At 71.9% G+C, this 11,372-nt stretch carries 13 protein-coding genes; 6 read left to right on the top strand and 7 right to left on the bottom strand.

Annotated features, from left to right (window positions below):
* Positions 1-63 precede the first annotated feature (63 nt).
* From OQ02_RS27090 to OQ02_RS27080, 3 genes are all read left to right on the top strand, one after another.
* On the top strand, positions 64-1,503 hold the full coding sequence (locus tag OQ02_RS27090) for a glycoside hydrolase family 6 protein (RefSeq protein ID WP_081915976.1): 1,440 nt from the start codon (positions 64-66) through the stop codon (positions 1,501-1,503).
* 89 nt (positions 1,504-1,592) lie between these two features.
* Positions 1,593-1,898, top strand: coding sequence for a hypothetical protein (locus OQ02_RS27085; RefSeq protein WP_033441406.1), 306 nt, complete (start codon positions 1,593-1,595; stop codon positions 1,896-1,898).
* A 4-nt stretch (positions 1,899-1,902) separates the two neighbouring features.
* Positions 1,903-2,292 (top strand): YchJ family protein, encoded by a 390-nt coding sequence (locus OQ02_RS27080; protein ID WP_033441405.1) that lies wholly within the window; start codon positions 1,903-1,905, stop codon positions 2,290-2,292.
* Here the strand turns inward: OQ02_RS27080 and OQ02_RS27075 are convergent.
* On the bottom strand, positions 2,259-3,059 hold the full coding sequence (locus OQ02_RS27075) for a GAF and ANTAR domain-containing protein (protein ID WP_231500245.1): 801 nt from the start codon (positions 3,057-3,059) through the stop codon (positions 2,259-2,261). The two genes, OQ02_RS27080 and OQ02_RS27075, sit on opposite strands and share 34 nt — an antisense overlap.
* A 57-nt stretch (positions 3,060-3,116) precedes the next feature.
* Here OQ02_RS27075 and OQ02_RS27070 point away from each other — a divergent pair, with 57 nt between their 5' ends.
* Genes OQ02_RS27070 through OQ02_RS27060 form a run of 3 tightly spaced genes read left to right on the top strand, consistent with a single transcriptional unit; the run spans position 3,117 to position 6,013 of the window.
* On the top strand, positions 3,117-3,776 hold the full coding sequence (locus OQ02_RS27070; RefSeq protein ID WP_033441518.1) for a response regulator transcription factor: 660 nt from the start codon (positions 3,117-3,119) through the stop codon (positions 3,774-3,776).
* Entirely contained in the window at positions 3,777-5,132 is a 1,356-nt protein-coding gene (locus OQ02_RS27065; RefSeq protein WP_033441404.1) for a sensor histidine kinase, read from the top strand.
* Positions 5,099-6,013 (top strand): TAXI family TRAP transporter solute-binding subunit, encoded by a 915-nt coding sequence (locus OQ02_RS27060; RefSeq protein WP_033441403.1) that lies wholly within the window; start codon positions 5,099-5,101, stop codon positions 6,011-6,013. Before OQ02_RS27065 ends, OQ02_RS27060 begins: the two co-directional genes overlap by 34 nt.
* A 226-nt stretch (positions 6,014-6,239) precedes the next feature.
* Here OQ02_RS27060 and OQ02_RS27055 read toward each other — a convergent pair whose 3' ends face one another.
* The 6 genes from OQ02_RS27055 to OQ02_RS27030 form a co-directional block, all read right to left on the bottom strand.
* Positions 6,240-6,809: a DUF5655 domain-containing protein gene (locus OQ02_RS27055; RefSeq protein ID WP_442973682.1), complete on the bottom strand. Its 570-nt coding sequence runs from the start codon at positions 6,807-6,809 to the stop codon at positions 6,240-6,242.
* A gap of 18 nt (positions 6,810-6,827) precedes the next feature.
* On the bottom strand, positions 6,828-7,793 hold the full coding sequence (locus tag OQ02_RS27050; RefSeq protein ID WP_033441401.1) for a VWA domain-containing protein: 966 nt from the start codon (positions 7,791-7,793) through the stop codon (positions 6,828-6,830).
* Complete coding sequence (locus tag OQ02_RS27045) at positions 7,793-8,689, bottom strand: DUF58 domain-containing protein (RefSeq protein WP_051772866.1); 897 nt, start codon at positions 8,687-8,689, stop codon at positions 7,793-7,795. Before OQ02_RS27045 ends, OQ02_RS27050 begins: the two co-directional genes overlap by 1 nt.
* A 50-nt stretch (positions 8,690-8,739) precedes the next feature.
* Entirely contained in the window at positions 8,740-9,771 is a 1,032-nt protein-coding gene (locus OQ02_RS27040) for an AAA family ATPase (protein WP_033441399.1), read from the bottom strand.
* A gap of 234 nt (positions 9,772-10,005) precedes the next feature.
* Positions 10,006-10,539 (bottom strand): molybdenum cofactor guanylyltransferase, encoded by a 534-nt coding sequence (gene mobA, locus OQ02_RS27035; protein ID WP_331281554.1) that lies wholly within the window; start codon positions 10,537-10,539, stop codon positions 10,006-10,008.
* Positions 10,540-10,560: 21 nt separating this feature from the next.
* Entirely contained in the window at positions 10,561-11,310 is a 750-nt protein-coding gene (locus OQ02_RS27030; protein ID WP_156077335.1) for an MHYT domain-containing protein, read from the bottom strand.
* Positions 11,311-11,372 lie beyond the last annotated feature (62 nt).

The raw sequence follows: 11,372 nt of genomic DNA, 5'->3' as shown, positions 1-11,372 counted from the left end.
CCACCTGGGAGCGCTCCCAGTGCCAGTCAGCCCCCGTTCAGCACCGACGCTGCGAGGACCCCGATGCGAGCACAGAACGCCACCCACTCCGGTCACGCCGACCACCGACCGCGCCACAAGGCCAGGTTGGCCGCGGCGAGCGTGCTCTCCAGCGCGTTGGTCGCCAGTGCGGTCGCGCTGGTCCTCGGCACCGGGGCGACGACCGCCCAGGCGGCCGACTCGGAGTTCTACGTCGACCCGAACGCCTCGGCGGCGAGGTGGGTGGCGCAGAACCCGAACGACTCACGGGCCGCGGTCATCCGCGACCGTATCGCCAACACCCCGCAGGCGCGTTGGTTCACCACGACCAACACGTCCGAGGTCAGGGGCCAGGTGGACGCGTTCGTCGGCGCCGCCGCGGCGGCCGGGAAGATCCCGATCCTGGTCGTCTACAACGTGCCGAACCGCGACTGCGGCGGCGCGAGCGGCGGCGGTGCGCCTTCCCACTCGGCGTACCGGGCCTGGGTCGACCAGGTCGCCGCGGGGCTCGGGGGCCGTCCCGCGTCGATCGTGCTGGAGCCGGACGTGCTCCCGATCATGACCTCGTGCCAGAGCGAGTCCCAGCAGAACGAGACCAAGGCGTCGATGGCCTACGCGGGCAAGAAGCTCAAGTCGGGCTCGGCGCAGGCGAAGGTGTACTTCGACATCGGCCACTCGGCGTGGCTCACCCCCGGCGAGGCGGCCAACCGGCTGCGTGCGGCGGACATCTCCAACAGCGCGGACGGCATCTCGACCAACGTGTCGAACTACCGGTACACCCGCGACGAGGTCTCGTTCGCCAAGGCGGTGCTCAACAACCTCGGCGACTCGCGGATGAAGGCGGTCATCGACACCAGCCGCAACGGCAACGGGCCGCTCGGCAGCGAGTGGTGCGACCCGGCCGGCCGGGCGATCGGCACGGCGAGCACCACCAACACGGGCGACTCGCAGATCGGCGCGTTCCTGTGGATCAAACTGCCCGGCGAGGCCGACGGCTGCATCGCGAGTGCCGGCCAGTTCGTGCCGCAGCGGGCGTACGACATGGCGATCGCGGCGGGACCGACCAGCACCACGACGTCCACCACCACGTCGTCTTCGACCTCCACCACCACTTCCACCACCACCACTACCTCCACGACCACCACCTCGACCACGACGACCACCACCCCGCCCCCCGGCGGGTGCACGGTGGCGCACCGCGTGGTGAGCCAGTGGTCGGGCGGTTACACCGGTGAGATCGTCATCGAGAACCGGGGCGCGGCGCTCACTGGCTGGACCCTGACGTTCTCCGCACCCGGTGTGACCGTTTCCCAGGGCTGGAACGGGACGTGGACCGACTCTGGCGACATCGTTCGCGTCGGCAACGCTTCCTGGAACGGCGGGCTCGCAACCGGTGGTACCGCGACCATCGGTTACAACGCGAGCTTCTCCGGCGGCACCCCACCGTTCACGTCTCCCACTTTGAACGGTGCGGCTTGCGGCTGACGCCGTAGCCGGCCCTCCCTCGAAGCGGCTCCCCTCCCCGACTGGCAGTCAACGGGAGGGGGGCCGCTTCCCTCTCTATCCTGGTGCCCGTGACCGAACCGATGTCCGCCGCGCGCGGTGTCGCGCTTGCCCGTGACCCGGACGACGCGGTGCGCGAGGCGCTGTCGACCGACCCCGCCGCGCCCGCCGAGGCGTTGGCGCTGCTCGCCGACGACCCGCGGCCGGCCATCCGGGCGAACCTGCTGGTCAACCCGGCCGTGCCGGCGGACGTGCGCTACCAGGTGCACGCGTCCCTCGCGGCCGAGGCCGCCGCCGGCGACCGCGAGGCGGAGAACGCGCTGGCCTGGGTGCGCTACGACCGTTCGGGCCGCACGGCGTGCGACCGCCCGGAATGACGTCGTGACCACTCGCTGCCCGTGTGGCCTGGGTGACCCTTACGACACGTGCTGCGGCCCGTTCCACCAGGGCCGCCGCAAGGCTCCGACGGCCGAGGCCCTGATGCGCTCCCGCTTCAGCGCCTTCGCCCTGGGCCACGAGGACTACCTGCTGGCGACCTGGCACCCGTCGACCCGGCCGGCATCCGTGGACCTGGACCCCGACCAGCGCTGGACCCACCTGGAGGTCCTGTCCCGGACCGGCGGCACGCCGTTCCAGACGACCGGCACCGTGGAGTTCCGCGCCCATTACCGCTGGCAGGGGCAACGCGACGTGCTGCACGAGAACAGCCGTTTCGTCCGGGAGGACGGCGCCTGGCTCTACCTGTCCCCGGCGGAATCCCGGTCGGACTGAGCCTGGTCGGACTGGTCGTCCTGACCCCGGTTCGCCTGGCCCGACGGCCCGCGCACCGACGCGAGCAGGTTCCGGGCCACGTCGCGCAGCTTGGTGTTGTGCTTCTGCGACTCGCCCACCAGCCGGGCGAACGCCTCCTCGGCGTCGACGCCGTGCGCGGCCATCAGCACGCCCTTGGCCTGGTCGATCTCGCCCCGCGACTCCAGCGCGTGCTGCAAGTGCTGGACCAGTCGACGTGACCGCTCGTACCGGCGGAACCCGGTGATGGAGGTGGAGGCGGCGGTGACGAACAGCCGCAGCAACGCCTCGTCGAACGGGTCGAACGCCCGGCCGTCCGAGCTGTAGAGGTTCAGCGAGCCGATCACGTCGTCCTCGACCACGATCGGCGCGGACAGGTACGCCTGCACGCCCGCGCGCTCGGCGGCCTCGGCGAACGCGGGCCACTTCTCCCGGCCGCCCTCCACGGTGGCCCGCACCGGCCGCTGGGTCCGGTTGGCCTCCAGGCACGGCCCGTCACCGGTCTCGTACTGCTTGCGGTCGATCTCGACGACCTTCTCGTCGGTCCAGGCCTCGGTGGACGCACCCTTCGGCCCCACGACGGTCACGCTCACGTTCTCGGCGTCCGGGATGACCCGCGACGCCGATTCGACCAGCTGCTGGAGCGCGTCGTTCAGCGTCTGGCCGCCCGCCAGCACTCCGGCCAGTTCCTCCAGCGCCTCGCTGGCCTCGTCCAGCAGGGCCGCTGGTACTTGTTCTCCGATGCTCACAAGCCAATGTCTACACCCCGGAGGCCATAATCGCCCCAACCGAAGGTGGTGGACGAAGTGCGCGTGCTGCTCGTCGAGGACGACGACGGGGTCGCGGACGCCCTGGTCGAGGCACTGGAGGCGAACGACCACCGGCCGAGCCGGGTGGCCCGCGGCGCGGACGCGCTCCTCGTCCACCGCGATTTCGACCTCCTCCTGCTCGACCTCGGCCTCCCCGACACCGACGGGCTGGAAGTGCTGCGCAAGATCCGGAAGGTGTCGCCGGTGCCGGTCCTGGTGCTCACCGCGCGGGGTGACGAGCGGTCGCTGGTGCGCGGCCTGCGCCTCGGCGCGGACGACTACCTGGTGAAACCGGTCCGGCTCGGCGAGTTGCTGGCCCGGATGGACGCGGTCGCGCGGCGCAGCGCGGCGCTCACCGGGCCGAAGGACCGCACGGTGCGGGTCGGCGACGTGGAGATCGATCTGGAGGGCAGGCGGGTGGCGGTCGGCGACGCGCAGGTCTCGTTGACCACCAAGGAGTTCGACGTCCTCGCCGCGCTGGCCAGTCGGGCGGGCACGGCGGTGAGCCGGCAGCAGCTCATGGACGAGGTGTGGGGTGACGCGTACCTGGCGGTGTCGCGGACCCTGGACGTGCACCTGGCGGGGCTGCGGGCGAAGCTGAACCGGCCGAACCTGCTGACGACGATCCGCGGTTTCGGCTACCGGTTGGGTGGGTGAATGCGCCGCCGCCTGCTGCTGGTGCTGCTGTTGTTCTCCGCCGCGGCCGTGGCGGCGTTCGCGGTGCCGTTGCTGTCGGCGACGGCCGCCGAACGCACCCAGCGGTTCGTGCTGACCCGCACCGCCGACCTCGACCGGTTCGCCGCGCTCGCCCAGCAGGCGGACACGACCGGGGACAACGCGGCGCTGGTGGACGAGGTCACGGCCTACGTCGAGCTGTACGGCGAGCCCGTCGTGGTGGTGGACGCGCGCAGGCAGCCGGTCGCCCAGGCGGGCCTGACCTCGGAAGACCCGTCGCTGGCGAGGGTGCTGGACGCCGCGCTGCGCAACCAGCCCGCGTCGTCCGTGCCGACGGTGAAGCCGTGGTCGTCGGGTGACGTGGTGTTCGCCCGGCCGGTCGGCACGGGCACGCGGGTCGCCGGGGCGGTGGTGCTCCGGGCTTCGGTGGAGCGCGCTGCGGCAGACGTGACCACGCGGTGGCTGTTGATCCTGGGTGGGGCGTTGGCGGCGGCGGTGATCTCGATCCTGCTGGTCGTCGCGGTGGCCCGGTGGCTGCTGAAGCCGTTGGCGGAGTTGGCGGTCGGCGTGCGTGCGGTGGCGGCGGGTGAACGGCGGGCGCACGTGGCCGGCAGCAGTGGGCCGCCGGAGGTGCGCGAGCTGTCGGAGTCGTTCAACCGGATGTCGGACGCCGTGACGGAGGCCGCCGACCAGCAGCGGCGGCTGATCGCGGACGCGTCGCACCAGTTGCGGAACCCGATGGCGGCGCTGCGGCTGCGGATGGACACGTTGAGCGGGCAGGTGAAGCCCGAGGGTCAGCGCGCGTACACGGCGGGCGTGGCCGAGATCGAGCGGCTGGAATCGCTGCTGGACGGGCTGTTGGCGTTGGCGTCGGCGGAGAGCGCGGCCACGGAGGTCGCGGCGGGTGGGCGTGAGCCTGGGTTGACCGATCTGGGCGCGCTCGTGGTCGACCGGGCGGGGTTCTGGCAGGTGCCGGTGCCGGGGACGCCGACGTTGCCGGTGCTGGTGCGCTGCCCGGAGTCGGACCTGGCGCAAGTGCTGGACGTGTTGCTGGACAACGCGGTCAAGTACGGCGGGGCGGTGCGGGTGTCGTTGGGCGCGGACCGTTCGGCCGGTGTGGGGTGGGTGGAGGTGCACGACGACGGACCGGGGCTGACGGCGGAGGAGTTGACGCTGGCGACGTCGAGGTTCTGGCGTGGGCGGTCGGGCAAACCGGGCACGGGCCTGGGCCTGGCGATCGCGGACCAGTTGGTGAAGGCGCGGCAGGGTGTCCTGTCGCTTGTCTCCGTGGACGGGTTCACCGCATGCGTCACGCTGCCGTTGGAGCCGACGCTGTGAACCGGCGGGTGTTCCTCCTCGGGCTGGTGGCCACCGGCTGCACGGCAGGCGTGCCGTCCGACGAGCTGACCATCGCGGCGGGTGAGCGTGGCGGCATGTACTTCGACTTCGCCACCCTGCTCGCCGAGCAGCTGATCGACGTGCGCGGGCGGGTGTTGGAGACGGAGGGCAGCCTGGCGAACCTGTCCCTGCTCGGCGACGGTCGGGCCCAGGTCGCGCTGACGCTCGCCGACTCGGCCCGGGTCGCCGATCCGGGGCTGGAGCTGCGCGCCCTCGGGCGGGTGTACGAGAACTACCTCCAGCTCGTGGTGCGCGAGGACGATCCGGCGCAGGCGCCCGTCGACCTGGCCGGGCGGAGCATGTCGCTGGGCGCGGAGGGGTCCGGCGCGTCGTTGTCGGGTGAGCGGATGCTCGTCGCGCTGGGGCTGCGGGACTCGGTGCGGGTGGAGCACTACCGGCTCGGCGAGGCGGCGCAGGCGTTGGTGGAACGGCAGATCGACGCGCTGCTGTGGTCCGGTGGGGTGCCGACTCCGACGTTGGACGGGCTGTCCGGCATCCGGCTGCTGCCGTTGGCGGAGCTGCTGCCGGGTTTGCGCGCGGCGCACGGTTCGGTGTACGAGCAGGTGCCGGTGCCGGTCGGGGTCTACGGCGCGACCCGCGAGGTGCCCACGATCGGCGTCGCGAACCTGCTGGTGTGCCGGGCGTCGCTGCCGGACGCCGTGGCCGCCGCGATCACCCGCACGTTGATCTCCCGTGCCGCCGCTCTCGTCCCCCGGCAGACGTTGGGCACCCAGTTCCTGGACGTCCGCAGCCTGATCGGCACCGCCGGCCTCCCCCTCCATCCCGGCGCCGCCGCCACGTACCGCACCATCCACGGCTAACCCCGTGAGTCCTACGTTCCGGTCGCGTGAGTCCTACGTTCAGTACGCGTGAGTCCTACGTTCAGGACCCCCGAGTTCAACGCTCAGAACACGGGGCTGTCGTTCGGCGTTGGAACTCCAGCGTTCTGAGCGTTGAACTCATGCGTTCTGAACGTAGGACACGGGTGTTCTGAAGGTAGGACTCACGGGTTCTGAACGTAGGACTCACGGGGCGTGAATGTAGGACTCACGTGTTGGCGGTGTAGGCCCGGCGGAGGACGGAGAGGGTGTCGTCGTCCACGTCGTCGGCGCTGACGATGCCGATCCGGACGGTGATGGTGTCGTTGCCCAGCGAGCACGCGGCTTCCAGGCGGCCGGTCGGCTCATGGCCGGCGAGGCGCAAACCCAGGTCGACGCGGGTGCGCGAGGTGGCCTTGACGATGGCGAACGTGCGCCGCGGCGACACCAGCGCCACGTACGTCTTGCGCGCCTGGACGCGCATCGGTCCCAGCAGCGCCGCCTCAGCCAGCAGCCGGTCCAGGATGGGACGCAGCTCGGGCCGGTCGGCGTACTGGGCGTTCACCAACGCGTCCGACCACGCCTCCAGCACGTCCGGGTAGCCGAACCGCTCCATCACCAGCAGCATCTGCGGGTAGCCGGTGACCCCCTGCTCACCCAGCCAGACCCGCAGGTCGCACTCGTTGTCGAGCCCCGAGGACAGCACCCGCCGGTTCCACTCGGGCACGCCCTCGCCGGTGCCGCGGCGCAGCAGCGCCACGGACCAGTCGACCATCTCCCGCCACCGCGTCTCCGCCACGGCCGACATACTGCCCGCTCACGGCAGACGTTGCCCGAAGAGCAGCGCGCCCGCCACAGCGATCATCCCCAGCACGGTGCCCAGCGCCACCCACGGCCGCGACGCGTCGGACTGCTTCTTCTCGTACCCGATCTGCTCGCCCAGCGTGTCGTACACCCGGCGCAGCTCCTCGGCGCTCGCCGCCTTGAAGAACTCGCCGCCCGACCGCTCGGCGATCTCCTTCATCGAGTCGTCGTCGACGGGCACTTCCTGCTGCCGTCCCTCGATCTCGACCACACCGTCCTCGGTGCCGAACGAGATCGTGGAGATCGGGATGCCCGTCTTCTTCGCGTCGTCGGCCGCGTCGAACGCCTTGCGGGTGCCGACGGTCTCCTTGCCGTCGGTCATCAGCACGATGCGCGCGGGCGGCGGGCCGTCCGCGCCGCCGACGATCTTGCCGAACGAGTCGACCGCCGCGAGCGCGGCCATGATCGCGTCACCGGTGGCCGTCGACTGGGCCAGCTTCAGCCCGTCGATGCTCTGCGTGACCGCCTCGCGGTCGGTGGTCGGCGCGACCAGCACGGTGGCCGACCCGGCGAACGAGATCAGCCCGAGGTTGATGCCCGGCGTGAGCCCGTCCGCGAACGACTTGGCGGCCACCTGCGCGGCTTCCAGCCGGGACGGCTTGACGTCCGTCGCCTTCATCGACAGCGACGTGTCGATCACCAGCATCACGGTCGCGCGGTTGCGCGGCACCTTCTGCTCGGCGGTCGGCCCGGCCAGCGCCACCGTCAGCACGATGAACGCCACCATCAGCAACGCCGCCGGCACGTGCTTGTACCAGCGCTGCCGCTTGGGCGCGACCTTCTCCAGCATCGGCAGGTTGGCGAACCGCAGCGTCCGCTTGCGCAGCACGCGTTGCAGCACCACGTAGAACACCGCGAGCGCCGCCACCACGACCAGCAGCAGGAACCACCACGGCGCGGTGAACCCGGACAGGCTCATCAGGCCACCCCTCCCGACCAGCGGCGTTTGCGTGCGACGACGAAGCGGACGGTGTCGGCGATCCAGTCCGAGTCGGTGCGCAGCACCAGGTGGCCCGCACCGGCGCGACGCAGGCCCGCGGCCACCTCCGCGCGGTGTTCGGCCGCCGCCGCCGCGAACTCACGGCGCAACAACGGTGACGCGACCACCTCGCGCTGCCGACCGCTCTCCGGATCGGCCAGCACGACCGTGCCCACGTCCGGCAGGTCGATGTCACGCGGGTCGATCACCTCGATCGCGACCAGGTCGTGCCGGGCGGACAACGCGCGCAGCGGGCGCTGCCACTCCGTGCCGCCGAGGAAGTCGGAGATCACCACGACCAGGCCGCGTCGGCGCGGCGGGCGGCGCAGCTGCTCGACCACGTCGGCCAGCGAACCGCGGGTGCCCTCGGGGGCGCGGGGCGTCTCGGCGACCTTGCGGATCAGGCCCCGAGAGTGCGCCAGACCACCCCGTGCGGGCACTCTGACCAGGTGTTCTCCGGTCGACACGAGGGCGCCGATCCGGTTGCCGCCACCGCGCGTCAGGTGCGCGACCGCGGCCGTCGCGGCGACCACGAGGTCGCGCTTCTCGCACGCGGCCGTGCCGAAGTCGAGGCTCGGCGACAGGTCGATCGCGAGCCACGTCTCCAGCTCGCGGTCGGCGACGGTCTCGCGGATGTGCGGCACGGTGGTGCGGGCGGTGACCGCCCAGTCCATCCGCCGCACGTCGTCACCGGGCTGGTAGGGCCGCGCCTCGCCGGGCTCGGAGCCCGGTCCGGGCACGAGGCCGAGGTGGTTGCCCTGGAGCAGCCCGTCGAGCCGGCGGCGGACCTCCAGTTCGAGCGTGCGCAGCGCCGCTTCCAGCCGGCCACCGTGCATGGTCGGCGGTGCCCAGTTCGGCCGCTCGGGGGCCGTCGGGGTCGACTCGGTCACGGCCTGCCCGCGGGCTGCGGGGCCTGCGGACGTGCCGAGACCTGCGGCAACGGCACCGTCTGGAGCACGCGGGTGATGATGTGGTCCAGCGGGACGCCGTCGGCGAGCGCGTCGTAGGACAGCACCAGGCGGTGGCGGAGCACGTCCGGCACAACGTCCACGACGTCCTGGGGCAGCACGTAGTCACGCCCTCGCACCAGCGCCAGGGCGCGGGCGGCGGCGATGATGCCGAGGCTGGCGCGCGGCGACGCGCCGTACGCGACCCAGCCGGCGACGTCGTTGAGCTGGTGCTCCTTGGGCGCGCGGGTCGCGATGACCACCCGCACCACGTAGTCGACCAGCGCGTGGTGCACGAAGACCCGGGAGGCGACGCCCTGGAGGCGGACCAGCTCGTCCGGGCCGAGCACCTGGCTGGGCACCGGCGGCTCGACGCCCATCCGGTAGACGATCTCCCGCTCCTCCTCGGCCGTCGGGTACTCGACCTGGATCTTGAACAGGAACCGGTCGCGCTGCGCCTCGGGCAGCGGGTAGACGCCCTCGTTCTCGATCGGGTTCTGGGTGGCCAGGACCAGGAACGGGTTGGGCATCGGGAACGTCTTGCCGCCGATGGACACGTGCCGCTCGGCCATGACCTCCAGCATCGCCGACTGCACCTTGGCGGGCGCGCGGTTGATCTCGTCGGCGAGGACGAAGTTCGCCACCACGGGGCCGAGCTCGACGTCGAACGTCTCGCTGCCCTGGCGGTAGATGCGGGTGCCGAGGATGTCGGCGGGCACCAGGTCGGGGGTGAACTGGACGCGCGAGAACGAGCCTCCGACGACGTTGGCGAACGTCTCCACGGCCAGCGTCTTGGCCACGCCGGGCACGCCCTCCAGCAACAGGTGGCCCTTGGCCAGCAGACCGACGAGCATCCGCTCGACCAGCCGGTCCTGCCCGACGATCACCCGCTTGACCTCGAACACAGTGCGTTCGAGCAGCTGGGCGTCACGAGCCGGCGTGTGGATCGCCTCGGCGGCGGGCTCGGACAAAGGTCCTCCTCGACAGGGTTGTGCGACTGCCGGCCCAGTCTCCCCCGAGGACGGTATGGACCTTGTGAAGGGGGTCTTGACAGCGGCGACGGCTCGTTTCCGGTCGTGGCGCGTGCCCTTGGGGTGATCCACAGTGGACAGGTCGGGTCGGGTCCGGCCGCGGGCGCTCGAGCACCACCGGAGCGACCTGGTCCGACGCCCCCACCGGCCGATCCCCCACTGACGCGACGGCTATCAGGTGAGGTCGTGCGGGGTGTCGATGTCGTGGGCTTCTCCTGGTCGGGCGACGACAGGGGCCGGGTCCAGCGGACCGAGGACGGACCGCATCGAGACGTCACGGGGATCGGTGGGCAGTGCCCGGCGCAGCGCTTCGGTCCGCCACGCGCCGGTGAGCCACTGGAGCCGGCCGCCGTCGTCCACGAGCACCGCGCCCGTGTCACCGACCGCGGCCAAGAGCCGGTCCACGGTGGAACGCGTGACGCCCGGCTGGTCCACCGCCAGCACCACGACCACCTCGGCGTCGACGTGCGCCAACCCCGCGGCAAGGCCCGCCAGCGGTCCGCCGCCCGGCGGATCCTCCCGCGCCCACGTCACCCTGGGCACGTCGTCCCTGCGCGGCCCGACGACCACGGTCTGCCGCGCCGACGCGACAGCGTCCAGCACGTGGTCGAGGAGCGTACGGCCGTCGACCACGACCGCCGCCTTGTCGACCCCACCCAGCCTGCTGCCCCGACCACCCGCGAGGACCACCGCCGCCCAGGACACCACAGCCCTCACGGTAGCCGCGGTCTACGCGGTCTCGCCCAGCGCGTCGTCGTCGGCGGTGAACAGCATCCACAGCAGCGCCGCCACCACCACCGCGCTCGTCACGAAGACCGGGAACACCAGGTCGAACACGCTCGTGCCCGACGGCACGGCGAACTCCGGGTCGACGCTCACCCGCACCGCCGCCATACCGGTGTAGTGCATCCCGGTCACCGCCACGCCCATGATCAGCCCGGCCGCCGTCCTGGCCACGGCGGTCTTCACCACGAGGGTGAACCAGAACGCCGCCGTCGCCGCGACCACCGCGATCACGCACGACAGCACCACCATCGTGGTGTCGTAGGAGATCTCGCCCTTGAACCGGATCGCGGACATGCCCAGGTAGTGCATGCCCGCCACGCCCAGCCCGGCCAGCGCACCCGCGACCAGCAGCCGCATCCTGGTGAACCGGATGAGCGTTACCAGGGACAGCCCGACACCGACCACCCCGATCGCGACGACGGCGGACAGCGCGGTGACGGGCGCGGAGTACTTGACGGGGGTGCCGGGGACCTCGAAGCCCAGCATGGCGATGAAGTGCATGAGCCAGATGGCGACGCCGCCGATGGAGACCGCGCCGAACACCGTCCACCGCACCTTGGCCGCCCGGGTCCGCTCGGCGCGGGCGCGGGCCATGCAGGCCAGGCCGAGCAGCGAGCCGATGACCGAGACGACGTAGGCGAGCGTGAGGGTGGAGAGGCCGGACGAGAAGTGCTGCATCGAGTCGTGGTTCAAGGGCACCGATCCTGGGTTCAGGTGAGACGCGCCGCGTTCCCCGTGCGCGCGGCGGCGCGCCA

It is taken from the genome of Saccharothrix sp. NRRL B-16314 (assembly GCF_000716595.1).
In the GTDB taxonomy this organism is placed as follows: Bacteria; Actinomycetota; Actinomycetes; order Mycobacteriales; family Pseudonocardiaceae; genus Actinosynnema.
This window is presented reverse-complemented; position numbering and strand designations above follow the sequence as displayed.

What these genes read in the sequence shown, in the direction of transcription:
- OQ02_RS27090 (WP_081915976.1), top strand. Translation starts at nt 64, where the DNA reads ATGCGAGCACAGAACGCCACCCACTCCGGTCACGCCGACCACCGACCG.
- OQ02_RS27065 (WP_033441404.1), top strand. Translation starts at nt 3,777, where the DNA reads ATGCGCCGCCGCCTGCTGCTGGTGCTGCTGTTGTTCTCCGCCGCGGCC.
- OQ02_RS27060 (WP_033441403.1), top strand. Translation starts at nt 5,099, where the DNA reads ATGCGTCACGCTGCCGTTGGAGCCGACGCTGTGAACCGGCGGGTGTTC.
- OQ02_RS27050 (WP_033441401.1), bottom strand. Translation starts at nt 7,793, where the DNA reads ATGAGCCTGTCCGGGTTCACCGCGCCGTGGTGGTTCCTGCTGCTGGTC.
- OQ02_RS27045 (WP_051772866.1), bottom strand. Translation starts at nt 8,689, where the DNA reads ATGCACGGTGGCCGGCTGGAAGCGGCGCTGCGCACGCTCGAACTGGAG.